General features: G+C 56.4%; 22 protein-coding genes. All 22 read right to left on the bottom strand.

The genetic code is table 11. From position 1 onward, the window contains the following. Nucleotides 1–49 precede the first annotated feature (49 nt). The 22 genes from KJ970_05250 to uvrA all read right to left on the bottom strand — a co-directional run bounded on the left by KJ970_05250 (nucleotide 50) and on the right by uvrA (nucleotide 25,250). Complete coding sequence (locus KJ970_05250) at nucleotides 50–2,071, bottom strand: VacB/RNase II family 3'-5' exoribonuclease (GenBank protein MBU2690316.1); 2,022 nt, start codon at nucleotides 2,069–2,071, stop codon at nucleotides 50–52. 146 nt (nucleotides 2,072–2,217) lie between these two features. Next, the gene (locus KJ970_05255; GenBank protein MBU2690317.1) at nucleotides 2,218–2,553 is read right to left on the bottom strand and encodes an HU family DNA-binding protein; all 336 of its coding nucleotides are present in this window, start codon (nucleotides 2,551–2,553) and stop codon (nucleotides 2,218–2,220) included. Nucleotides 2,554–2,671: 118 nt separating this feature from the next. Next, nucleotides 2,672–2,944: a EutN/CcmL family microcompartment protein gene (locus tag KJ970_05260; protein ID MBU2690318.1), complete on the bottom strand. Its 273-nt coding sequence runs from the start codon at nucleotides 2,942–2,944 to the stop codon at nucleotides 2,672–2,674. A gap of 33 nt (nucleotides 2,945–2,977) precedes the next feature. Next, nucleotides 2,978–3,559 carry a BMC domain-containing protein gene (locus tag KJ970_05265; protein ID MBU2690319.1) on the bottom strand — a complete coding sequence of 194 codons (582 nt, stop codon included), beginning with the start codon at nucleotides 3,557–3,559 and terminating at the stop codon, nucleotides 2,978–2,980. Between the two features lie 12 nt (nucleotides 3,560–3,571). Further along, a complete protein-coding gene (locus KJ970_05270) occupies nucleotides 3,572–5,023 on the bottom strand; it encodes an aldehyde dehydrogenase EutE (GenBank protein ID MBU2690320.1) in 1,452 nt (483 codons plus the stop codon). Nucleotides 5,024–5,029: 6 nt separating this feature from the next. Next, the gene (locus tag KJ970_05275) at nucleotides 5,030–5,338 is read right to left on the bottom strand and encodes a EutN/CcmL family microcompartment protein (GenBank protein ID MBU2690321.1); all 309 of its coding nucleotides are present in this window, start codon (nucleotides 5,336–5,338) and stop codon (nucleotides 5,030–5,032) included. Between the two features lie 46 nt (nucleotides 5,339–5,384). Beyond that, on the bottom strand, nucleotides 5,385–5,678 hold the full coding sequence (locus tag KJ970_05280) for a BMC domain-containing protein (GenBank protein MBU2690322.1): 294 nt from the start codon (nucleotides 5,676–5,678) through the stop codon (nucleotides 5,385–5,387). 216 nt (nucleotides 5,679–5,894) lie between these two features. Continuing rightward, entirely contained in the window at nucleotides 5,895–10,040 is a 4,146-nt protein-coding gene (locus KJ970_05285; GenBank protein ID MBU2690323.1) for a hypothetical protein, read from the bottom strand. Nucleotides 10,041–10,543: 503 nt separating this feature from the next. Further along, nucleotides 10,544–10,753 (bottom strand): cold shock domain-containing protein, encoded by a 210-nt coding sequence (locus tag KJ970_05290; protein MBU2690324.1) that lies wholly within the window; start codon nucleotides 10,751–10,753, stop codon nucleotides 10,544–10,546. Nucleotides 10,754–11,002: 249 nt separating this feature from the next. Then, entirely contained in the window at nucleotides 11,003–11,626 is a 624-nt protein-coding gene (locus KJ970_05295) for a hypothetical protein (protein MBU2690325.1), read from the bottom strand. Then, complete coding sequence (locus KJ970_05300; protein ID MBU2690326.1) at nucleotides 11,619–12,482, bottom strand: hypothetical protein; 864 nt, start codon at nucleotides 12,480–12,482, stop codon at nucleotides 11,619–11,621. Before KJ970_05300 ends, KJ970_05295 begins: the two co-directional genes overlap by 8 nt. Further along, entirely contained in the window at nucleotides 12,479–13,102 is a 624-nt protein-coding gene (locus tag KJ970_05305; GenBank protein ID MBU2690327.1) for a hypothetical protein, read from the bottom strand. Before KJ970_05305 ends, KJ970_05300 begins: the two co-directional genes overlap by 4 nt. A gap of 4 nt (nucleotides 13,103–13,106) precedes the next feature. Then, nucleotides 13,107–13,940: a hypothetical protein gene (locus KJ970_05310; protein MBU2690328.1), complete on the bottom strand. Its 834-nt coding sequence runs from the start codon at nucleotides 13,938–13,940 to the stop codon at nucleotides 13,107–13,109. Beyond that, nucleotides 13,940–15,067 carry a hypothetical protein gene (locus KJ970_05315; GenBank protein MBU2690329.1) on the bottom strand — a complete coding sequence of 376 codons (1,128 nt, stop codon included), beginning with the start codon at nucleotides 15,065–15,067 and terminating at the stop codon, nucleotides 13,940–13,942. The genes KJ970_05310 and KJ970_05315 overlap by 1 nt, the downstream gene beginning before the upstream one ends. Nucleotides 15,068–15,186: 119 nt before the next feature. After that, nucleotides 15,187–16,989, bottom strand: coding sequence for a glutamate mutase L (locus KJ970_05320; protein MBU2690330.1), 1,803 nt, complete (start codon nucleotides 16,987–16,989; stop codon nucleotides 15,187–15,189). After that, nucleotides 16,986–17,366: a hypothetical protein gene (locus tag KJ970_05325; protein ID MBU2690331.1), complete on the bottom strand. Its 381-nt coding sequence runs from the start codon at nucleotides 17,364–17,366 to the stop codon at nucleotides 16,986–16,988. Before KJ970_05325 ends, KJ970_05320 begins: the two co-directional genes overlap by 4 nt. Beyond that, complete coding sequence (locus tag KJ970_05330) at nucleotides 17,363–17,683, bottom strand: hypothetical protein (protein MBU2690332.1); 321 nt, start codon at nucleotides 17,681–17,683, stop codon at nucleotides 17,363–17,365. The genes KJ970_05325 and KJ970_05330 overlap by 4 nt, the downstream gene beginning before the upstream one ends. A 97-nt stretch (nucleotides 17,684–17,780) precedes the next feature. Continuing rightward, nucleotides 17,781–19,247 (bottom strand): aminomethyl-transferring glycine dehydrogenase subunit GcvPB, encoded by a 1,467-nt coding sequence (gene gcvPB / locus KJ970_05335; GenBank protein ID MBU2690333.1) that lies wholly within the window; start codon nucleotides 19,245–19,247, stop codon nucleotides 17,781–17,783. Continuing rightward, nucleotides 19,244–20,596 carry an aminomethyl-transferring glycine dehydrogenase subunit GcvPA gene (gene gcvPA, locus KJ970_05340; protein MBU2690334.1) on the bottom strand — a complete coding sequence of 451 codons (1,353 nt, stop codon included), beginning with the start codon at nucleotides 20,594–20,596 and terminating at the stop codon, nucleotides 19,244–19,246. Before gcvPA ends, gcvPB begins: the two co-directional genes overlap by 4 nt. Nucleotides 20,597–20,687: 91 nt before the next feature. After that, nucleotides 20,688–21,077: a glycine cleavage system protein GcvH gene (gcvH, locus tag KJ970_05345; protein MBU2690335.1), complete on the bottom strand. Its 390-nt coding sequence runs from the start codon at nucleotides 21,075–21,077 to the stop codon at nucleotides 20,688–20,690. Between the two features lie 29 nt (nucleotides 21,078–21,106). Further along, entirely contained in the window at nucleotides 21,107–22,264 is a 1,158-nt protein-coding gene (gene gcvT / locus KJ970_05350) for a glycine cleavage system aminomethyltransferase GcvT (GenBank protein ID MBU2690336.1), read from the bottom strand. 154 nt (nucleotides 22,265–22,418) lie between these two features. Further along, complete coding sequence (gene uvrA, locus KJ970_05355) at nucleotides 22,419–25,250, bottom strand: excinuclease ABC subunit UvrA (GenBank protein ID MBU2690337.1); 2,832 nt, start codon at nucleotides 25,248–25,250, stop codon at nucleotides 22,419–22,421. Nucleotides 25,251–25,272 lie beyond the last annotated feature (22 nt).

Raw genomic sequence — 25,272 nt, forward strand, 5'->3', positions numbered from 1 at the left:
CTACCAATGCATGCTCTCATAGGGATTATCGGCCCAGAGAAGAGGGATCTTAGCGCCTCCTGCGGCGGTCTTTTCGAGCATTTTTCCTGGGAGTCGGCCGGCGGGAGCCGCCCTTGGATCGCCGGGTCCGTCGGGATTTGGAAGGTGAGGGCTGGGATCCCGTTTTCAGGGCCAGATCGAGCCAGCGCCGGCGTAGATCGACGCGGACCAGCTGGACCTCCACCCGGTCCCCGGGCTGGATATCACTGCCTTTACGACCCTTCAGCCGCTGAAAACGACCCTCCTGGAATTTGGCGGGAAAGGGGATTCCGTCGGCCGGGACAAAACCTTCAACCGGAACCTCTTCCAGCTCAACGTGGAACCCCTTCGGCGTACACTCGATAACATAACCGGCCCAAACCTCCCCCAAATGCCTTTCGGCCCATCGAAGGATTTTGATCCGGATGATCTCGCGTTCCGCCGCTTCCGAGTTCTTCTCCTTCTCTGTTGAACCGGCCGCAACCTCTGCGGCCAGCTCCTTGGAAGCCTCCGGCAGAGGGCCCTCGCGGCGCAGAGCCCGCTTCGCGAGACGATGGTTCCAGAGATCGGGATAACGGCGGATCGGCGAGGTAAAATGGCCGTAGCCATGCAGACCCAAACCGAAATGGCCCAAATCGATCGGAGCATACTCGGCTTTCTTCAGACTCCGGAGAAAATGATAATGTATAATACGCGTAAGCGGATCGTCCGGCGATAGTGACGCGAGCCATCTCCGAAGACGCGGCCTATTGTTCAAATCCCTCTGGCGCACCGACGGCTTCAGTACAATGACCGCGTCGATAAATTGCTCCATAGACGCCGGGTCGGGTTGATCGTGAACACGGAAGAGGTAGGGCAACCCTTTTGACACGACAAAGGCGCAGGCCTCTCTATTGGCCAGGATCATGAATTCTTCGATGATCTGATGGCTTATATCAGATACCGAGCGAGTCAGCTCAACCGGTATGCCATCGCCATCCAATGTCAACTCCGCCTCGGGAATGCACAGATCATACCCGCCGCCGCTGAAGCGGTTCTTGCGGACCAGCCTGCTGAGTACGAACATCTTGTACAAAAGAGCATCCAGAGGCTCCCCGAGGGTCTCCGCTTTGTTCAATACCCTGAGCACCTGCCCGTAATCGAGCCGGGCGTCGCTGTTGATCAGGCTCTCCGTCAGACGGGAGGAGGTAACCTCCCCCACAGCGTTGATCGTCATATGAACCGTAACGGCCCGGCGATCCATGCCGGGTTGAAGGCTCAAATGGCCCGCAGAGAGGATTTCCGGGAGCATGGGGAAAACTTCCCCGGGAAAATAGGTGCTGGTGCCCCGCCGGCGGGCCTCCAGATCCAGACAAGACCCTTCTTTTACCGCCTCCGCCACATCGGCGATATGCACCGACAGTTCCCAAGGGCCGCCATCCGTCGATTTTAGAGAGATGGCATCGTCAAAGTCCTTCGCGTCAGTGGGGTCAATCGTCACGGTCAATAGCGAGCGAAGATCTTCACGATCTCCATCCCCCCCCTGCGCGGCCTCGCGGGCCGCATCTTCCACATCAGAGGGGAAAGAGGTGCTTATCTGAAACTGAGTGGCGACGACAAGATGATCGAGGTTGGGTTCCGACTCATCACCGATGATCTCATCGACAACGGCCAGGGGGGTGGTATCCGGCCCTTGTGACGTTTCCAGATGAAAAATAATCTTACTTCCGGAGGCAACATCGATTCCAGCTCGTATTGGAATCCGATCCGCCAGAAGAGACTCATCGGGGACGACATAGAACTGCCGGTCATACCGGACGATATTCCCCGTATAGGGCCGTACCGATCGCTCAATAATGCGAAGAACGGCGGCTTCCATTCGGAAGTCTCTGGGGTGCCGGTGGAAAAGAACCGCCTCAACGCGATCCCCATGGAGGGCGCCATTGGCATTCTCCCCGGCGATATAGATGTCGCCACCGCCTCCCTCCGGGCGAAAGAAGGCAAACTCATGCCGGGTTCCTCGGAAAACTCCGACACGGGTGGGACCTCTCGGGTCGTTCCTTGCTGGATCCATAAATTTATAGGCACGACAAAAGGGGGGCGGGTGGAATTCCCAGCCCCCCGGATCAAACTTTAGGAATCAAGCATCAGACCTTCTTCTTTTTATGACGATTCTTGCGAAGTCTTTTCTTCCGCTTGTGTGTCGCTATCTTCTTTCTCTTACGTTTCTTTCCCGAACCCATTCAGGTCTGACCTCCCTCTGTAGGCCTCTCTCGAAACGTCCTCACCCACCCGTTCCCTTAGGCGCTGGGATGGGCGAAAGACGGGAAGGATCTTGGCGGGGATCGTAAACTCCTTACCGGTCCTGGGATTCTTGCATTGCGCCCGCTTCCGTTCACGGATGCGGAACGACCCGAACCGGCGGAGCTCGATTTCTTCACCCTCCGAAAGAGCCCTCTCCATCGTTCCCAGCATTTCCCGGAGAATTCGACTCGTCCGGGTTTTGGGAACGCCACGATAAACACTTATCTCAGCAATGATATCCGACATGTTCATGAGAACCCTCCGTTCTGTTCACCGGCGGGTAACATGACTCACTATGGGAAGTTAGTCGGACCGGCGCCCTCTGTCAAGCCAACTTTGCGACCTTTTTACCAGTGGAAACCCTTAAAATCTAGGATCTTGGAAGATTCAGACGATGAACATGCCCCACAATGGCGGCATCGACGGGGCTGAACGGCTCCTCCAACGACTGAGCCGCTTCGCGGGATTGGACATAAAAGACCTGTGTCCCTGGGCCCGCGCGGGTCGTATCGGCCGCAACAAGTGGGTCACCCTTCGCCAGGCCGTCATCCCCCACCGGCTGGATCCAGAGCATCCGCACACCGGTCAGGCTTTCGATCTTTTGAGTGCAGACGACGGTGCCGAGCACGGTGGCGAGTTGCATGGTTCCGACCCTAACCTGTTAGAAGAGTATCTCCTAGAGTATTTCCTGTCCGGCAAGCCAACCCCAGGGCCGTTCCCGGAGGCGTTTCATAAAATCAATATGAGGCCTTGGGATCACAACCCCGTTGACCCACTTCTCACCCGCCCTCCGGCGTGCCAAAGTGCAGGCCGCTTCGACCATATCCTGACTTCCCTCAGCGAGGATGAAACCCTTCCCCTGGATCCCCCGGGAAAGATAGACGTGCAGCAGGCGGATGGTGGACCCCTTCACCGCCGTGTCGGCCGCGGCCAGGCAGGAGGAGAGGGATTGTGTCTCAAAGAGACCGAGGGCATCGAGATCCTCCGGTATGTCCGGCAGTGCGAGGGCCTCGATGAGGGCAGGATGGACGACCGGAAGAAAGATCTCATCGTTAACGCCGCGGGCTTCACGCAGAGCCCGTTTATAGGCCGATTCGACCTCTCCCACCGGACCGGCCACGACGATGAGGAACCGCCCGGGTGTAACGGGACTGCACGTCAGGAGATCACACCTGGCATCTTTGACCATCGTATCAGCGACGCGGAAACCCTCCGCGATCGATTCGATATCGATGGCCGCCAACGCTTCCCGTACCATACCTGGCGTTCCTTATACAATCCGAAAAGAATCAACCATAGTGCAACGACGGTAGCGGCAGAAATGGCGCGCCGTCGTCAAGCCTTCGCCGGTCGGTCCTGCAATGGTAAAGCTGGTGTACCCCTCCCCGCCAAAACCCAGGCCGGCGCAGGCCGGTCCATTTTTAACAAAAATCGAAGTGTTGATCCGCCGGGCCAAGGTTGAGAGGGATTCAATATTGCGGGAATGGATGGTCGCCGTATGATGGTGCCCCCTCTCCGCCTCCACGGCGAGATCCATCGCGGCATGGATGTCGCGAACCCGGACCAGCGGAAAAACCGGCATCAGCAATTCGGTCCAAACCCAGGGATGGTTATAATCGACCTCGGCCGTGATCAATCGGACGGGGCGTGAAGAGGTGACACCGAGTGCTTCGAGATAGCATTCAGCATTCTTCCCCACCCATTCTTTTTTCACGGTCGAGGGATCGGGACCCTGAACGGCCGATTCGAGAACGATCTCTTCCAGCCGGCGGATCTGGTGCCCGTGAAGTTCATAGGCCCCTTCGTTCTCAAGAAGTTGCTTGAACCGGTCCATGACCGATCCGACAATGATGGCTTCCTTTTCATCGACGCAAATAATGTTATTGTCCAGGGAAGCTCCAAGAAGGATATTGCGGGCGGCCTTCTCCAAATCAGCCGTTTCATCGACAACCGCCGGAGGGTTTCCCGGTCCGGCGGCGATGACACGCTTGCCCGTGCTCATCGCTTCGCGGACGACCGCCGGCCCCCCGGTGACCACCAGAAGGGGGACCCGGGGATGCCGCATCAATGCCTGCGCCTTTTCAATCGTCGGCTCTTCAAAGGAGTTGAACAAATGCTGGGGACCGCCGAGTTCGTATGAAGCCCTGTTAAGAATATCGATCGCCGTGAAACTGGTCCTTTTTGCGGCCGGATGAGGGGCAAAGACAACGGCATTGCCTCCGGCGACCATTCCGATCCCGTTGCAGATAATCGTTTCAGAGGGATTGGTGCAGGGTGTAACCGATCCGATAACCCCCCATGGAGCCATTTCCTCCAATGTTAAACCTCGGTCCCCTGTCGTCGCCTTGGGAAGAAGCGCTTCGAGCCCGGGGGTTTTATCCGCCACCAGCAGATTCTTTTTTATTTTATCGTCGACTCGGCCGAGGCCCGTCTCTTCAACCGCGAGCCGGGCAAGTTCATTTACATTCTGGCGCACACAGCGCCGCATCCCTTCGAGAATCCGCGCTCTCTCCTCAAGCGAGAGTTCCATGAGATGGCGGTGCGCCTCCCACGCATTTTCGACCGCTGTTCCGACATCCGGCCAAAGACCAAGAAACCGCCCTGCCGGCATTCCTGCCGGCAACGGCTGCGGGGAACCCGGCAGGTGGACACCGTGACCCTGAAGCCTTTGTAAAACCTCTGCGACGAGCGATTGGACTTCTTGGGGATTGTTTGGAGACATGGCGGATTAATCCTCCTGAGAAGCCGAGTGCTTTACATAAACCGACTCCTCAAGGGTATCGATTCGATCCACGATAGCCATAATCACGCAATCGACGGCGCGTTCGTGTGTGAGCTTGGTCAGGCGGGCGGAACTTCCCGAGGCATAAAGCACCAGCTCCCCGGGACCGGCGCCGACGGCATCGACGGCGACAACCTGGCGGCCGGTTGGTTTCAGCGACCGGTCCAATTCCTCGACGGCGAGGAATTTCATGCCGGTCAGGGCTTCATCCTTTCGTGTGGAGACGACCGTCCCCACAACGGCTCCCAGTAGCACGATGGCGCCTCCCCATGGGCCCTATGAATCAATGGGCCCGGTAAAATTAGGCGCCCGCCGGATGCGGCGGCACAACCGGGAGATTCTCGTCGACGCCGGGATGGGGTCTGGGGATAACATGGATGCTGATAACCTCACCCACCTTGCTGGCGGCGTTTCCGCCGGCTTCCGTGGCGGCGCGCACGGCAGCGACATCCCCGCGAACGATGGCGGTACAATAACCGCCTCCGATCTTCTCGTATCCCACCAAGGTCACCCGAGCGGCCTTCAACATGGCGTCCGCGGCCTCAACCATGCCGACAAACCCCCGCGTTTCAATCATTCCCAAGGCTTCTTCCATGGATCCATCTCCCTGTGGTCACTCCGTAACGAATTGTCACTCGTGAACCTACCAGAGGGCACTCAGCGGGTCAATGAGGGGTGAATAAAGGAGATGCCCGATTTTTGCCCGGGATTGAAATTCGACTTTGTTTCCGGCTCGGATCTGATCACAAAAAATAGAAAGACCCGCCGGCCTTTGGGCCGGCGGGTCCGCGACGCCCACAGTCTGGGCGGTCTACTGAACCGTGATGCCCTCGGTGAAGACGATCCCGCCGTAGTTGGGATCATTGTCCTGCACCTGCAGGGTGACACTGGTGGAGTCATTCGGCGCGGTGAAGAGACCGCTCGCCTCACCCCACATATCCGTCACGGCCGTTCCCGGAGTGACGGTGCCGTCGGTGGCGGTGAAGGCCAAGGAATGTCCACCCAGGGGATTGCCGAAACGATCCCGGATCTTCACGCTGAAAGAGTTCATTGATCCGGCCGCGACATCGGTGTCGATATCGAGGTTGCTGGCGTCCTTATTCGCGGAGGATGTCAGCAAATTGATATTGAGATAGGCGGCGGCCCATCCTCCAAGTCCGGCCTTGGCCGTCACCGTCGCGATCGCGCCGATCCCATTGTCGGGAATCGAATAGGAATAATCCCCATCCAAAACCTCGCTCTTATACGTATCGGTGGCGATCGACCCGCCGCATCCATCAGCCGTTGTTCCCGTTCCCCCGACGGTTCCAATATCGGTGCGGAACTCAACCGATGTTCCGCCGAGAACAAAGTTATCGTTAATGTCCAGCACCTCGACCATAAGATCGATCTCGCTCTCGCCGTCGGCGATTAGATTGACCGGCGGCCAAGGACTGACAAAGGTCACCGATGTGGGAGGGCCGCTGGTGATAAAGGAGACCTGGCCTTCCACCGTGCCGCCGATCGTCGTTGCGGTAACGGTAACGATCCCATCATTCCGCGGTTCGCCGCTGAGGAAATTCGCCCCACAGACGCCGTTTAATGTTTCACCGCTGCCCATTTCACCGCTCACGGCGCCCCTCACAATACCCTCATCGCTTGTAAAATAGACGCGTGTGTGATCGGGAACCGGATTATGGTATATGTCGGAGACAACGACGGTGATGTCGGCCTCTTCCGCGACGCGATCCCAGCCGCGGATATTGCAGGGGCTGACGCCGATCGAGAGGTAATGCGGCGGACCGGCGGCGATCGCCACCATGGTCATCTCGCTGGCGCCATTTTCCGCGCTCACACCGATGAGAACGGAACCGGAGATGGTGCCGCTGCCCAGCACGACCTGCGCCTCGCCGTTGCCGTTGGTCTCTACCACAACAGAATCGGCATCAAGACCATTGAGAGACTCTCCCCCACCCGGACCGAGAAGGATGCGGAAGGTGAGGTCCTCGCCCGCCCCGACGCGACGATACATCGCGTCGTAGCCGATGGCGGTAATAAAAGTTTGCTCATTCCCGCCGGTCGACTGAACCCTGATCTCACCGGGATCGGAATTCAGTTCGATTCGGGCAATCAGTGCGGAATCAGATGGACAAGCGAAGCAATCGGGGAGCCTAACATCGAATTGACAGCTGACCTCGCCCCCGTGAGTTTCACATCGTATAAAATGAGAGACGCCGTCATCGCATGTCGGTGCGAAATAGGTAGCATAGGCCCAGCCATCAAAAGTTGTGCTGGATCCCAATCCCTGATCCCCGACAACCATCCCGGCATTGGCCTCAAAGTGAATCACGGTACCGTTGCGAACCGGATTGTGATGAAGATCATAGAGAGAAACCGCAACCGCAACTCCATTGGCACCCCCCTCGGCATAACACTGGGACTCGATATATAGTGGACAACCCATCTCGAGCGGCGGCCCCGCGGCGATACCCACAATAATATCTTTTGTAACGCCGTCTTCGGTGGAAGCCCCGATCTTCACCGTACCGGACTTCGTTCCGCTATAGAGTTGTACAAGCGCCTGTCCCTGCGGATCGGTGAGGGCCATCACCTCATCCGCAACCTCGTCCTCGAGAGCTTCCCCGCCATTGGGACCCGAGATGATTTCAAAGGTAATGGGGTGCCCCTGCCCGACGGGGTTTCCGTCCAGACCATAGGCGGTCGCCATAATCGTCGTCTGCTCGTACTCACCGGCGCCTTGAACGCCGATCTCCGGACGGCCGGAGGCCATTTCTAGCGATTGAATGACCAGATCGGCTTCCGGAATGGCGACATAGGTCGTCTCAACGACCGCGCCGTCGCGGGCGGAGACGATAACCTCGGCCCACCCATCACCGCCGGCCTGCGGCGACAAGCTGTAATAGAGGGCATAGGCCGATCCCATGAGTGTCCGATGGGTCGGTGAGCCGTCGGCTCCAACAACGGATCCTTCATCGACAGAGAAATGTACAAGCGTTCCATCCAGCACCGGATTGTTATAGGCGTCCAGCACCACCGCCTCAATGGTGGTGGATTCCCAAGATCCCAGAACCGTCTCACGGGGCGCCGCATGAATCTTTGCGGGCGGGCCGACAAAGACGCCGATTTCGACCTGTTGATTCGCGGCGCCGGAAGAAACCTCGAGTGTAATGGTGCCCTGCACCGTACCGGCGCGCACAAGGACGTCCGCCTGTCCGTAGGAGTTGGTCTTCAGGGTGAGTTCCGAGACATCGCCGGCGGCGCCGCCATCCAGAGTTCCCGGTCCTGAAAGGATCCGGAAGGAGACCAGCGCGCCGGCGGGCATGGGCCCGCCTTCAACGCTATAAAGACTAACCCAAACAGCGGTCTGATCCATTCCGCCGGAATCCCTGAGAGAAATTTCATCTTGAAGGACTTGAATGAAGAGCTGGCCGACGGCTGGAATGGGCAGGATCTCGACCGGGAAATCCTGGCTCCAAAGACCCGCACTGGCTTTGATCCAGATGGTCCCCGCAACTTCCGGTGTTTGGATGGTTAGCTCGGACCGGCCGGCCATATTAGTGATGACTTGCGGAGAGATGGCGCCTAGTTCATCCCAATTCCCGTTTGAGATAACCTCATCGGTGATCTCATCGATCCCTGGAGTGAACCTGCCATCGTCGTCGTTATCCGTGAATTTCTCCCCCATAACGAGCTTTATCTTTTGGCCGGGCAGCGGCTGCCCGCTGGCGTCCCAGACGTTGATACCAAGCGTGTCCCGGTCCACACCGTTCGCAAAGTACTTCTTCCACGAAAGATCTTCGAGTTCGGCGCGGGCGACCGGCGGGAGATCCAGCAGATAGAGGCTGGTTTCCGCCCGGGAATCACGTGTTGAAGCGACGAGTGTATAACTCCCCGGCTCATAGCCGGCAACAAAGGTGACAGCGGCTTTGCCGTCGTTTAAGGTATTGGCCGAGGTCTGAACCTGGCCCGCCGAATCCCATTGCCCGTTCTCGTTGAGATCCTGGTAGGTATCGATGCCAGGTGTGAAATACCCATCCCCATCAATATCAACGAAGGGTTCACCGACTTCAAAACGAACCAATTTGCCGCTCACCGCGGCGCCCTGGGGGTCGGTCACCGTGGCCACGACATAAGCATCGGCATTCCCATCAGCCGGTAATTCATTAGGGGTCATGGCGAGATCCATCACCGTTCCAGTAGCATGCAGGCGGATCTCAAGGTCTCTCGAGACGCCTTCGCTGCTTGCTTTGATATAGACCGGTCCTATGATCTCCCCGGCCGTATAGGTCGCGATAGCGATCCCTTGGCCGCCGGTCACGACCGAATCGGTGACGGTGCCGATAGCATCCCAAACATTATTGCGATTCTGATCCTGCAATAAAATATCGCCGTCGCTCCAAACACCGTCTAAATCGACATCGGTGAACAACTCCCCGGCCGTCAGGTGGACGGACTGCCCCACGACAGCCGCACCGGCCTGCTTGACGGTGATGGTCAAATTCAGTGTCGACAGACCATCGGCCGGGATGGAGGTCTCGGAAGCGGCCAAAGCGACGGTCATGGCGCTGGGGTCGGTGGAGGCGCCGGCCTTGACCTGCAACGTGACATAGGCGACCTCATCGTTGGCTTGCACTCTCAAGCCGACCTGGCCGCTGTCAATCCGGATGGGAATATAGTCGGATGCCGCCCAACCGGTGGTATCGGTTTCAGTGCTGGTCTTTTGGAAATTGCCCCAATCCTTGCCGGCGATCTCGCCGAATTTCACCAGAACTCCAGAAACCGGCGCACCGGTTGTCCGGTCAACAACCCGGGCTCTAATCAATGTTGTATCACCCGGCGCGACAAGCGCGGGAATCGCCTCAGCTCCGCTGATACGGACGGATGATTCCGCGGGAGATTCCGGATTTGAATCATCCTCGCAACCGATGAAGAATCCGATGGCCAATATCGCCATCATAACGATGAAACCATAAGAGGATTTCCAGGCAGGAATGGACACAGGGACCTCCTCGGGCTCGGTCGCTCTATTGGCTGGCGTCAAAAGAGAGAGCCGTCCCCCGGTGATCTTCTAATTCAGGAATGATTGAGAGGCTCCCCGGCCTCTCCCCCAAGGGCACCCTTCCACGCCGGATATCGGAAGCATCCGGGCGCAGGGGCTCATCTATCTTTTCGGCAGTCGGGTGGAAAGACTTGATGGGGATGAACCTGGATGAGGGGAGCTCGGGAATGAATCCTCAGGAGATCTTATCAACGCGGAAAGAAGAAGAATCAAAAAGAAGCACTGTAAACATAAGAGTAGACCATAAGCGTAACCGGGAGGGTCTGTGAGATTCATCTTGGAAATCCCACTCACAGATCGCTCTAAAGAGGTGGACTCGTCCTAACGAGTTTCTATAGAAGGAGTTACAATCTGCACCGGGAAATTAGATGACACTCCCCGGCCACAGTGAAAAGGATATGTTACTCCTTCACCTTGGTCACGCTGGTTGCATGAAGCCCTTTGGGACCCTCTTTAACCTCAAATTGAACCTTCATGCCCTCTTCTAGGGTGCGAAAACCATCTCCACCAATCTCTGAATAGTGGACAAAAACATCCGGGCCGCTTTCCCTTTCAATGAAACCGTACCCTTTTGCGTCGTTGAACCACTTAACTCGGCCATTCTCTACCATCAAACTCCACCTCCGAACAACCACTCCTTGAGGAAGTCCCTGATACCGACCTTCGATCTCTGAGGATCTCCCCACCTGCAGAAATGGAGCAGTCATGCGGTCTGCGCCGAGACCGTGACGGCTCCATCATCAACGTTAAAAAAATCTTCCTTCAAAGCGTCGAACCTCACTTGACGAAGATCTTACAAGAGATTGGGGATATTTTCAATACTTACTGACTGCTTCGGCCTCAGCCTCCTACTCAAAGGGTCAAAGACCGAGAGCTTTTGGCCATTGGAAAAAGAGGAAGTTTAGACGGCCGATCAGCAAGGATATACGCGCCATGACGGTGAATCCGTACGACGCGCCGAAGGATATCATAAGGAACCAGATACCCAGCCGCGCCACCCCACCCGCCACACCGCGGTGCTCCACGGAGAAAAAGAAATAGAAGAGAGAGGCCAAAAGTCCCACGAGGAGGATGGCGTTCGATATATCGATCCATGTATGTCCGGTGTTCAGACTCATCATGCTCGCCCCGATCTGCTCCACCAGATCGCCCTGCGCAAATCCAATCACCTGGAGACCGGAGAAGGCCCCGACAAGAACACCCATTGACCAACGGCTCAACCATCCGACACGAGGCGCCAGGCGAAGAAAGAGAAGGATGCAGAGGGCCAAAGGGATAAGGTTCAATAATTTTCCATCATGAAACAAAGGATTGAAGAGGTTGGGACGGAAGACCTGCTGGTACTGCAAAGCCAGATAATAGCCGGCCGCCACACCGACAAAAAGGTGTTCAGCGGCCTTATAGACAGGATTGTCTTTATAGAGAAAGGAGAAAATGGCCAATGTCAATACAGCGGCCAGAGTGGCTCCGATAGCATCAGTCATGATCAGGCCCTCTCCTTCTCCGCCCGATGATAAAGATGAGGTTTCCGAGAATGATAAACCCAACGATAACAAGATGGCCCAGACTCTGGGCGTCCATCCCCTTAACGCCGGATCCCGGTTGCCGCAGAAGAACCTCGTACTCGGCGGCGCCGGCAAGGCCTCCGAGCAATCCGGCCAATTGCCCCGATTGAATGTAGGGATAGAATTCCGGGGCACTGACGGCTGTGACACCGGCCACGATCCGGATATCGAACCGGCTCTGAACCTGCTGCACCCACTCTTTCGTCCCAGGATACCCGGCTGAAACATTAAAAATCAGATCAATATCATGAATCGTCTCAATCCCTTCCATCATGGGAATCGAGCCGACCGGCGTTCCCCGATAATCGGCCGGGAAGGTCTCGGGGATCGATTTCCCCAGGGAAACCATGACAACCTCGCGTCCTTCCTTAAATCCCAAATTTACAAAATCGACGCCGTAAGTTTTGTTGTACTCCCCGATGCCGATATCCCGGAAGGCCTCATCAACGAGAGGCGGCGCGGCAGGCCATAAACATCCGGCCACGACTTTCAGATTTTTGCGGAACATGTGGCGCATCCCGGCTTCCATCATTGGATACAACTCGGGCATTGAGCCGGGATCCAGATCGGCCGCCAGATAAACAACCGAACCCACGGGCAGAGCCTCGACCGCTTCATAGAGGGTCACTACTTCTTTGCTGGGTTGAATGGGAAAACCCATGGGGAAAAAGAGGGGAATCGCGACGGAGATGAATATACAGAGGAAGATGATGCGGCGGTCCATCTCCACAATGGTGACGAAGCGATCCAGCGCTTTTCCCAGAAAGCCGCTCATGATCCGCCGCCCAGGACATTGCGTTCAATACCCAGGACAACCTTCATCCCGGTGGAGATCGCTCCCAGCGCCGCCCCGATCAGGATGGCCCTTTTGGCGGCGAGATTCGGATAGTCCATGATGTAGCTGGTGATCCCGGGAAGTCTGTCCCAGATTGCGGCCCCGATGGGCACCCGGCCGATCATGACGATCACGGCCACAATGGCCAGCAATCCGGCCTCAAATTTGCGGATGCGAAAAGCCCGGAAGGCGGCGGAGGCGATATAGAAGGCCAGGAGGCTGAACATAGTGCCCTGCATCGGAACATAGGCATTGATGTAAAGATAGTTAAAGAAAGATTGCTCGCCGATCCCCCGCACGATACCCAATAGAGCCATGACGACGAGACCGACAATAAGAAAGATTGAATAGGGCCAATCCTTCTTTTTTGTCCGGATTTTATTAGCGTGAATCCTCGCCACATTGAGCACACCCAGGACAATGGCGGCCGCCGCGACAATGATGGTCCATTGCTGGAATTCAGAACCGATATTGGTAATAAAGGGGTGCCGCACGAAAAACTCAAGAATCATGAAGATCCCGAAGATCATGGTCAGGGCCAATGGCACTTCACGGCGCATCCGATCACCTCACCTGGAACCAGTCACCCAAGGACGCCAGATCAAAGGTGCTTAGAATGACACCAATGATAAGAAGCAGCATGATACATAGTTTCATGAAGTCAGTGGCCTTCAATGTTCCGAGGAGATCAGGCTCCCGTGACAAGTAGGCCGAGGTCGCAAAGAACTCCTCGCCGATTAATGTATAATCACAGGCGACAACAAAAAACGGCAATTGATGAATGTTCGCCGTCCCCGCGATCTGAATCGCTCCCGTGGAGAAACCTGTCTCGGCCAGAATGAGGCTCTCGGCATAAAATGACCCGAGAAAAAGATTCGCGGCGGGTTGCTCGCGAAGCATGATGCCGTTGACCGCCGCCGTGAAAGCGAACTGCTCGTCGGAGAGGTACCGGATATTGTCGCGATTAAAGGCTTCCGGCCGGCCCGCGGTCATATACCCCGCTTTGACGGTCTCTTCGGCCAACGGGACGACAAAGGCCCGGCAGATCGGAACCACGAGAGGCGTTTCATATTTCGCCACCATTTGAGCCACATTATTGAGAATGACCATGCTGTAGATGGTTTGAATATTGTTCGCCTCGTCGATGCCCGGGACATAAAGAACGGGCTTCCCCATCTCTGTAGCCCGTCCCACCGCCTCCTCAATGGCATCGAGACCTGCAATCCGTCGGATCGTCGTGAAATGCCCCCTCTTCGTCAACTCGACAAAGAGAAGAATCGCCAGTACGAAGATAACAATCGGTAATAGAACATTGAGCCGCCCCGGATCAAACCAGAGATTTTCGGGCGCGGCTTCGGCCGTGGATTGGATGAGGAGCGTGATAAATCCGAGATCCATTACTCCTCGATCATCTCGATATTGGCCCTCGGTACCGTGGCTTCCACTCCATCATGGAAGCGCACCTTGAGAACCCTCACCATCGTCTCCGATGGGCGTTTCTGCAAATCTGATGGAAGCTCCGTCACCTGGCCGATCTTGCCGAAGTAGGGCGCTCGGATGGCTCGAATCAGACTGCCTTCCCTCACACCCAGCACGGCATCCGCCTTGACGGCATCATCCGTACTGAGGATTTCGCCGAGAGAAATTACGATCTCCGGCCTCATTACGCCGGCCCGGATTTGGGTCGCACCGTTAACAGAGACTTTCTCACCTTCATGATCCTTGAGCAGCCGGAAGGTCCGATCGGCCATATTCATTGTGCCGAAACCTTCGGTCACCACAAGAGTGGCGCCGATCTTCTCGGTTCCGGTGATGGCGACACCAAGATCGTATCCCAGGAGGTTTCTTATATCGGAGGCGTCATACCCTCCGATAACGACCGCGCGGACCCCCATATCACAAGCCTTCCTAAAAATATCGACCGTCACTCTCGAACCGCCGACGATAACCGTTCCCAAAAGATCACCCTTCAGATGTTTCTCTTCCAACTCCTCTGCCGGGTTGTCGACCAAGATACGGAGAATGCCGGATGTCTCACCGCCGACGCCGAAAATCCCCTGGATAAAGGCCCCCGTTGATTCCACGATAACCCCTTCTTCAGGGATCACTTCAGTCACGATGCCGTCGATATAGGCATCAACCTCAACGGGAATCGGTGGTTCGCGGATGATCACCTGGCCGGTGATGGTGGAAATGCTCTCCATGGTTCCGTTACAAGGGGATTTACATTGGCTCTTGAAGATTCCAAAGAAGCTCTTGCTCAGAGCGATCGGTTCATCCTTGACGACGGTATCACCTTCCTTTTTAAGCATAAACTCTTTCAGATCGGCTTGATGAACACCGAGAATACTGGCCGCTTTCACCGGTTGCACATTGCCTGGCAGTTCCGTGCGAGCCACGATATCTTCCGCGGCGACCTTCTGGCCCTTCTCCACCAAAACCTCTCCCTTTAACGGGAGCCGCCGAACCTTGTGGATCAGAGTTTTTCCCGCCACCCTCAATCCGGGAGTATATGCATGTGCCAAGACCGACTCCTCCTTCTCAAAACCGGTGAGGCCGTACTCAGCGGCCCTCAACGAACAACTGAAAAACCATGCCTCTTACAGAACGAAACCAAGAACCCCGCCCAGGTCCAAACTCAGAACTATGCTTCCGGGTAAAGATCCATCGCCTTCGACCACTCTTTCAGCTTGCGGACGCGCATCTCGTTTTCCTTTGGCGGCTCGAAAGGTTGACGACCGCGGCAATCAAAGATGAGACCCGAAACTCCGCCACGCAGCGTTGATTTGCGGCTCTTGCCCTTACCCATTCCGACATCGAATCCCCCGGCGGGATGCATGGTGACTTCCGCTTCATCGCCAGGATCCAAAGGAATGCGCAGGATATTGCCGAAGGGGATATCGATTGTTTCTTCACGGCCGTCGGGGAATTTCACCACCACGTTCAGGCATTTCTGCATATCCTTGCCCGTTCCGATCGGCGCGATGCAGGTTCCCAATCGGATAAGGCAATCTTTATCAAAGACCTGCGTCGCCGCAGCGGGGTGAACCGAAGCCAGGACGCCGAGCTGCGGCATCATGAAGATGGAGTCGACCGCCAGCTCGGTCACCTTCTCGGGGAGGAAGGCATCGATCAGCATGGCAGCGGCTTGAACGCGGCGCGGCGCATGTGAAAGACAGCCGCCACTGCCGACCAGCAGATCGAGATCCGACATATTGATCAGCGTCGCCCCGGAACCGGTCTGCTCAAAAGTGTCGCTGATCGTCCGCTCCTTTTGTACACCCTTCAATCCAACAGCGAGGGACTTATGCTGCTCAAAGGCCAAACGAAGCGCTTCACGCGCAATCGCCTGCTCGACCATCAACTCTTCGAGTGTATCGGGAACCGACGTCGGGCGGATCATCTTGTTCTTGATCCGGTTCTGCAGATCCTTTTCATCCATGGCAAAGGGAATCCAGCGCAAAACATTGGGAACACCCGCCTCGACCAATACATTCGATACCGAATAAGACATACCGAGGTTGGCGCTCACCGTCCGGTTAAAAACATTCTGAAAAACACTAAAGACATCCGTCGTCGCCCCGCCGATATCGACACCGAGAACTTCGATCCCCTGCTGCTCTGATATGGTCTGGATGATTGACCCAACCGCGGCCGGTGTCGGCATGATCGGTTGCGGGGTCCAGGACATGAGTTTGTGATACCCGGGAGCATGTGACATCACATGTTCCATGAACAATTCATGGATCTTATGACGCGCCGGGCTGAGATTCTCCCTCTCCATCAGAGGGCGGATATTTTCAGTGATCTCCAAAGCCGTCTTATCGGCGAGTCGGTCCTCGACCGGACCGATCGCATCTTTATTGCCCGCATAGATGACGGGAAGCTGGTAAGCCCGTCCCAACCGTGGTTTGGGATCGGCCGCTGCGAGGATCTCGGCGAGTTCGACGACGTGTGTCGTCGTCCCCCCGTCAACCCCTCCCGAAAGGAGGATCATATCCGGACGCAGGTCACGAATCCGGCGGATCTTCTCATGAGGCAGCCGGCCGTCATTCGAAGCGATCACATCCATCACGATCGCTCCGGCGCCCAAAGCCGCTCTCTGGGCCGACTCTCCGGTCATCGATTTAACGACACCGGTGACCATCATCTGCAAACCGCCTCCGGCGCTCGATGTGGAGAGATAGATGTCCACACCCCTATTGCCGTCTCTCGGTGTGATGATTTTCTCGCCATCGAGGATCTGGCGACCTGAAAGTTCCTCAACCTCCCGAATAGAGTTGAGAACCCCTCGTGTCACATCTTCAAAGGGCGCCTCAACGGTTGTCGGCGCTTCGCCTCTCACGATGAGACGGTACCCATCCTCGAGCTTATCGATGAGAATGGCCTTTGTCGTTGTTGATCCACAGTCCGTGGCCAAGATCGTTCGGATCTCTTCCGGCATCATCTCCCCCACCATCTCCATTTCTGCATGGCGGCGCCCTTCTTCAGCACCCGGGTCGCCTGCTTTTCTTCCTTCATCTTCCGACGGATTTCCTTTTCCCGCCTGTCCTGCTCACGATCCATCTTCTCGATGATCTGAATCATGCGCTCCACATTGGACCGGTCCTCCATCATTCTGGCGAACTGGTCATACTGCGGCAGCGTAAGAAACGCTTTAACAAAAGGTTCCATGAAGACCAGCGCCTGACTTCCGATGAAGGAGAGAGGCTTTGCTGATTCCAGGAAAAAAACGGCCGGAACGCCCATCCGCATCCGTACGATCCGTCCGGCAACCGATTCCAAGAGTTTCTCATCAGCAGGGGCGAGACCGGTTTCTTTCACGATGTCTCCACAATCCGAACTTCCGGACCAATCCGGGACCGGATGAAATCCATAACGAGATCCCGATTGCCCGCGAAAAGAATCCGGCTGGCCCGGTAGGGTTCCATAAAGGCCCTGCCTTCATAGGGACTCAGTGTAGCACCCCGCCGGTCGACATAAACGGTCCGAAAAGTATCCCAGCCTCTAAGGCTCTTTGAGAAACGTTTTCTCACTTCCACTCCGTCCTCCCCCAAACGATACGTTGTCGCAAAGAAGAAAGATTCCAGGGAGAGAAACAGGACCAAGAATCCGAATATACCCCAATAACGAGATCTCATCCAGATCCCTACAGCGATCGAGAAAATTAGAATGAGAGCCACAACAAGAACTCCCCGAACCGGCCTGTTGGAAACCGGACGAGCCTTCCAGATCATCTCAGGCGGTCTCTCCGGCATCCTCAGGCTCCCAGCGCAGCTTCAACCTTCTGGCGGCTGCCGCTTCATCCAGACGGCCCACAGGAGTCTCCGTAGGCGCATCTTTAAGTGTTTGAGGAGTTTCCACCGCCTCCTTGGCAATTTGCTTCAAAACCGCCGCATACCGCTCCAGGGTATCCTGCCGCTCGGATTCGGTGGGCTCCACCATCAACGCCTCATGCACGATAAGGGGGAAGGATACGGTCGGCGCATAAAAGCCGAAATCAAGGAGGCGTTTGGCGACATCCGTATTCCGAAGCCCCTTTTCCTTTGGAATCCTTGGAGTAATGACGAACTCGTGCATGCAGGGACCTGGACGGGCCGGCGAATAATCTTCCTTCACCAGATGCAGCAGGTAATTGGCATTGACGATCGCCGCCCGGCTGATCGCCGCCAAACCCTCGGCCCCGAGCGTGCGCATGTAGGCCCATGCCCTGAGAATCACACCCACATTTCCCATGAAGGGATGGATCTTCCCCACACTCTTGGGTCTGTTCCAATCGAGGGCATACCCTGCCCCCTCCCTGATCACTCCAGGAATGGGTAGGAAAGGGATCAGACCGGCCTTGACCCCGATCGGTCCAGCCCCCGGCCCCCCGCCGCCGTGCGGTGTGGAAAATGTCTTGTGCAGGTTAATGTGAACAATATCCGCCCCAAGATCGCCGGGACGGGTCCATCCAACCAAGGCGTTCAGATTGGCGCCGTCCATATAGACCAAGCCGTCGACTTCATGAATCCACCGGGCGATCGTCGGCATATCCCGTTCAAAAATACCCAAAGTATTGGGATTGGTAATGATGATCGCCGCCGTTTCGTCGTTGATCTTTTCACGCGTCGCTTCCAGATTTATCCGGCCGTCGGGCCCCGAGGGGATTTCCACCGGTGTAAATCCCGCGACGGCAACCGACGCCGGATTGGTTCCATGCGCCGAGTCGGGGATCAAAACGGTTTTTTTGTTCAACCCTCGATCTTTATGATAGGCCGCCACCAGCTTCATGCCCAACATTTCCCCCTGCGCCCCGGCGCTGGGCTGAAGGGAGAGAGCGTCCATACCCATGATGTGGGACATCTCTTCGGAGAACCGGTATAACATTTCAAGCGTCCCTTGGCATAGTTCAACTGGGGCGCATGGATGAAGCCCGGCAAACCGGTTAATGTTGGCCAGATCTTCGTGCACCTTCGGGTTGTACTTCATGGTACAAGAACCCAGAGGGTACATTCCTTTGTCCACATGAAAATTGAGCGCCGAGAGTTTTATATAATGCCGGACAACCTCGGATTCGGTCACCTCAGGCAACCGCGGCGGCTTCGAACGGCGGTGCCTCTCGGGAATCAGATCGTCAAGGGCGGGTTTATCGCCTCCATCCTTTGGAAATGAATGGCCCCGATGATCTTTCCGGGATTTTTCAAAAATCAATTCGACATTCATGATGCAAGAACCCCTTCCAATGCGGCGGCGTATTGTTCAACTTCATCGTCGGTCCTTTTCTCCGTGACAGCGACGAGGAGCCGGTTGGGGTGGTCTTTCCAAAGCCGGGCGCCGGGGACACCGGCAAGGATCCCTTCCCTTCTATAAATCTCCAGTACAACTTCCTCGGCGTCCCGGGGGAGCTCGAGCAGGAATTCCCTGAAGAACGGGCCTGCGAAGGGTGCTGTGACACCGGGGATTTTCAGCAGCCGCTCCCGGGCCCGCCAAGCCTTGCGAAGGGAGAGCTCGGCCATCTCACGCAATCCGACGGGACCCATAAGGGAAAGGGAGATCAGCATCGCCAGGGCCACAAGATTGCTGTTTGTACAAATATTCGATGTGGCCTTCGCCCGCCGGATATGTTGTTCGCGGGTTTGAAGCGTCAGCACAAAACCCCGCTGGCCGCGCGTATCGGTAGCCTCGGCGACGATCCGGCCGGGCATTCGGCGCATCATAGAGGAACGCGTGGCCATGAATCCAATAGCCGGTCCCCCGTACGAGGGAGAAATCGCCAAGGATTGCCCCTCTCCAATCGCCGTGGTGGCGCCCCAGGAACCCGGCGGCTCGAGCAGCGCAAGGGATACGGGATCGACCGAAGCGACGAGATGCGCGCCGGTTCCTTGAACGACCTCACCCAAGGCGCCGGTTTCTTCAAGAAGGCCATAGACATTCGGATGTTGAACAAGAACCGCGGCGACGTCTGAGGTGATGGCGCTTTTCAACTCCGCCGGATCCACTCGTCCCTTCAACGACGGCAGGGTCTCCAAAACGACACCCGGCGTGCCGAGGTAGGTCTCCACGACCCGGCGCCAGCAGGGATTGAGTCCCTCGGAAACAAGTATCTTGTTCCGGCGCGTTTCACCCAAGGCCATCCAGAGCGCTTCGCCGCAGGCCGATCCGCCGTCATACAGTGAGGCATTGGCGACATCGAGACCTGTCAGTTCACAAATGGCCGTCTGAAATTCAAATATAGACGCAAGGGTTCCCTGGGAGACCTCGGCTTGGTAGGGCGTATAGGCCGTTGCGAATTCCGATCGCTGAATCATGTGCCCCACGGCGGCGGGGTGGTCGTGATCGTAATATCCCGCACCGAGAAACGAGGGCACGACAGCCGCATCGTAGTTTTTTCTCGAGAGTTTATTGAATAACCCCTTCAATTCCGATTCCGAAAGCGGGAACGGGAGATCGAGGGTTTTTTTAAGACGCTGATCCTTGGGGATTTGTTCCAAAAGATCTTCGAACGAGGCGACGCCGATCCGGCTCAGCATCACCTCTTCTTCTTTTTGAGTGTGTCCCACGCAATGGTTCATCGGATCCTCTAATCATGATGGGTTCGGGTGCCGGGACTTGTGTTAGCTCCTGCTCAGGATGCTTCAGATGATTGAGGGAAAGGCCTGTGGATCAACCTTCAAGGCCCTTGACCAACTCCTGATATGCCAGGACATCCAACAGCTCATCCCAATGGGTCGCTTCATCAACCTTCGCCCTGATGATCCACCCGTCACCATAGGGAGAGGCATTGACCAGCCCGGGGTTATCCTCGAGATCCAGATTGACGGCCGTTACGGATCCCACTATGGGTGAAAAAAGATCAGCTACGGCCTTCACGGCCTCGACCGATCCGAAGGGATCCCCCTGCCTCAGGTCACCGCCGTCGGCCGGAAGTTCCACAAAGACGATGTCGCCGAGAGCCTGTTGGGCATAATCGGTAATGCCGATGACGACCTCATCCCCTTCCTTACGTACCCATTCATGATCTTTTGTATAATAGAAGCCTTCAGGAAATTCCATGTTTTCCCCCATCCGCGAAGTGCGGATTCCTACACTGTTTCGGATCCTTTCGCTGGATTCTTTGACCGAAGCGGCGCCTTGGGAACCCTGGCGGTTCCGTTTTTGTAAAAGGGCCGTTCGACAATCCGCGCTTCCAGCCTCCCTCTACGACCTTCTACCTCTATCTTTTCCCCGACCGCGGCCGAGGATGGCTCCACCAAACCCAGCGCGATTGGAATTCCCAAGGATGGGGAAATTCCGCCGCTCGTCACTTTCCCGATCAGCCGGTCGCCGGCATAAAGGGCGTCGCCGGAACGGGGCAGGTTCCGGCTGCTCAGCGTCAATCCAATGAGTTTTCGTGGTATGCCCTCTTCTTTCTGCCGCTGGAGAGCTTCCCGCCCAATGAAATCACCCTTAGACATTTTGACCGTCCAAGCCAATCCGGCTTCCAGTGGGGAAATATCAAGATCGAGTTCATGGCCATAAAGGCAGTAAGCCATCTCCATCCTCAGCGTATCCCGCGCGCCCAAACCGATCGGCCTCAATCCCGCGGGCTGGCCGGATTCCAGAAGGGCGTCCCAAAGACCCCGTGTTTCAGCCGAAGGAAGATAGATTTCGAATCCATCTTCGCCTGTATAACCGTTGCGGCTGACGAGGACATCAACACCCCTCCATTTCCATGCCGTGTGACGATAGTATCCAAGTCCCTCGGCAATCTTTTCCCCCGCTAGTTTTTCAAGAATCGAAGCCGCCGCCGGTCCCTGAAGGGCGATCTGTCCGACCTCTTCCGTTTCTTCCCTGAGGATGACATCGGGTGGAGCCTGCTCTTTCAGCCACTCGCGGATCCTCTCGAGATTGACGGCATTGACCACCATGAGGAATCCTTCCGCCTGGCGGTAAACAGTCACATCGTCAAGCACGCCGCCCGCCGGATTGCATACGCAGGAGTAAAGCAATTGATCGGGATCAAGTTTCGCGGCGTTATTGGCAATGATCCGGTTGGTGAAATCGACCGCGCCCGCTCCCTCGATTCTGAGGCGGCCCATATGGGAAACATCAAAGAGGCCGGCCTGCAAGCGAACGAATTTGTGTTCCGCCAGGATGCCGTTCTGATAAGAAAGAGGCATCTCCCAGCCCGCAAAGGGAACTAGTTTTGCCTGCCGGCGTGTGTGAAATTCATGCAACGGGGTCTTCTTCGCAAGGTTCACCTCACAGTTCCTCCTCCCTCAGCGCCTAGCGCAAGTTAATCGAGCGCAACCCCTTTAAACTAATGAGCAAAGCCGGAACTGTCAATCCTGGTGCCGTCTTTCCGGCTCATAACAATGACCATTAACGGCGCTTATCCATCGATGAAGTGATCCATCAACGGCTTGGAGATCCACCCGATCCGAGGTATTCCTTGAGCGCCGTTCCCGTGAACGAACTCTTGATCTTCATAACCTCTTCCGGTGATCCCTCGGCCACAATCCTCCCTCCACCGTCGCCCCCCTCCGGTCCCAAATCGATAATATAATCCGCTGTCTTGATGACATCGAGCTGATGTTCGATGACGACAACGGTATTGCCGGACGCCACCAGACGGCGCAGGACCTGCAGGAGCATTCTTATATCTTCAAAGTGCAATCCCGTCGTTGGTTCATCGAGAATATAAAAAGTTTTCCCTGTGGCGACACGGGAGAGTTCCGTGGCCAATTTAACACGCTGCGCTTCCCCCCCGGAGAGGGTGGTGGCCGGCTGCCCCAACTGGATATATCCGAGCCCGACATCGCTCAATGTCTCGAGCTTTCGTTTTAAAGGCGGAATATTCCCCAGGACATCGGCCGCCTCTTCGACGGTCATTTTGAGTATGTCGGCGATCGAATGGCCCTTGAATGTCACCTCGAGTGTCTCTCGATTGTAACGGCGGCCCTGGCATACCTCGCACGGAACAAAGACATCCGGGAGAAAGTGCATCTCGATCTTGACAACGCCATCCCCATGACAGGCCTCACAGCGGCCTCCCTTTACATTAAAACTGAATCGCCCCGGCTTGTAGCCGCGGACTTTGGCTTCAGGGAGCCGGGTCATTAGATCGCGGATATGGGTAAAGGCGCCGGTATAGGTCGCGGGATTCGATCTCGGAGTGCGGCCGATCGGGCTTTGATCAATTTCCACAACTTTATCAATTTTATCAATGCCGCGAATCGAGCGGTGGGCCCCGGGTGATAGAGAGGCTCGGTGCAATCGGCGCGCCAAGGCGCGATAGAGAATTTCGTCAACTAAGGTGCTTTTCCCCGAACCCGACACACCGGTTACGGCGATGAACGTTCCCAGGGGAAATCGGACGTTAATCGACTTTAGGTTATGCTCGGTGGCCCCGAGGATTTCCAGCGATTGGCCGTTCCCTTTCAGGCGCTGCTTGGGAATGGGGATCGCCCGCTGACCGGAAAGGTAGAGACCTGTGAGCGACTCTTTAGAACGTTTGATCTGTGCCGCCGTCCCCTCCGCCACGATCCGTCCGCCATACCGGCCGGCGCCGGGTCCCAGATCAATAATATGATCGGCCTCTAGGATCGTCTCCCGGTCATGCTCGACGACCAAGACACTATTCCCCAGATCTCTGAGCTGTTTCAGCGTCTGGAGAAGACGATCATTATCCCGGTGGTGCAAACCGATGCTCGGTTCATCCAGGACATAGAGAACGCCGACAAGCCGCGATCCGATCTGTGTCGCAAGACGGATGCGCTGGGATTCGCCGCCGGAGAGTGTCGAGGAAGGCCTGTCGAGGGTGATATACGACAGTCCCACATCATTGAGAAACCGGAGCCGATCTCGAATTTCTTTCAACGCCTGTCCGGCAATCGATCGATCGCGTGCCGTCGGCGCCAGATCGTCGACATGCGCTGCGGCCTCCCCCACGCCCATCCGAATCCAATCAGGGAGAGTGTGGGACCCGATCCGAACCGCCCGGCTCTCAGGCCGAAGCCGGGAGCCGCCGCAGGCGGGACAGGGCTGGGGCGACATGAAACGACCGATCCCCTCGCGAATCTCATCCGAATGGGTCTCCCGATAGCGGCGTTCAAGGTTCGGCGCCAATCCTTCATACCGGGTCATCCACTCACCGGTATTCCCACTCCTTTCCCATTTAACGGTAAAACGTTCTTCCCCCGTTCCAAAAAGGAGTCTGTTCAAATGGTTTTTGGGCAGTTTTGCAATGGGGCGATCGAGATCGATATGGTACTTCGCGGCCATCGCGCGGAGGATGAGGGCGGTCCAGCCATCATCGACGGATCGGATAAAGGCGATTCCGCCGTCACGGACGCTGAGAGCGGGATCCTGAATCAGCAGTTCGGGGTTCACTTCCAAAAGCGTACCCAATCCCTGGCATTCGGGACAGGCGCCATAGGGATTGTTAAAGGAAAAAACCCGCGGATGCAGGGGATCAAAAGAGCGGCCGCAGTTCGCGCAGGCTTCCTTCTCGCTGAAGGTTTCAGGCTCCCCCGCATCGCCGAGAACCATGACGACGCCGCCGCCGGCGCGCAGAGCCGCTTCGAGCGAGTCGGCCAACCGGCTTCTCCGCCGCGATTCGGCTACGATCCGATCGATGACAACTTCCAAATGATGAACCTTTGTCTTCGCACATTGGATCTCCTCATCCAAGCTGAGGATTTCATTGTCGAGCCGGACCCGGAGAAATCCATCCCGGCGGAGTTGATCCAATTCCTTTCGGAATTCTCCCTTCCGCCCTTGCACAATAGGCGCCAAAATCTGCGTCTTCTGGCCTTCGAAATGTTCAAGAACGGAGGCGGTGATCTCATCAATCGATTGGCCTTGGATGGGAATATCGCAATCGGGACAATAACGTCGCCCCACCCGGGCAAAAACGACCCTCAGGTAATCGTATATCTCCGTGAGCGTCGCCACGGTTGAGCGGGGATTGTGGCCGGCCCCCTTTTGCTCAATCGAAATGGCGGGACTTAAACCCTCAATACTATCCACATCGGGTTTTTCCATTTGCCCAAGGAACTGCCGGGCATAGGCCGACAGAGATTCGACATAACGCCGCTGGCCTTCCGCATAGATTGTATCGAAGGCCAGGCTTGATTTCCCGGAACCGCTCACACCCGTAATGACGATGAGCTTGTCTCTGGGGATTTTCAGACTGATATTGTCGAGATTGTGAACCCGGGCTCCCCGGATTGTGATGGCACGCATGGGTCTCTTCTTATGGCTGCGG

Source organism: Candidatus Eisenbacteria bacterium (genome assembly GCA_018831195.1).
Taxonomy (GTDB): domain Bacteria; phylum Eisenbacteria; class RBG-16-71-46; order CAIMUX01; family JAHJDP01; genus JAHJDP01.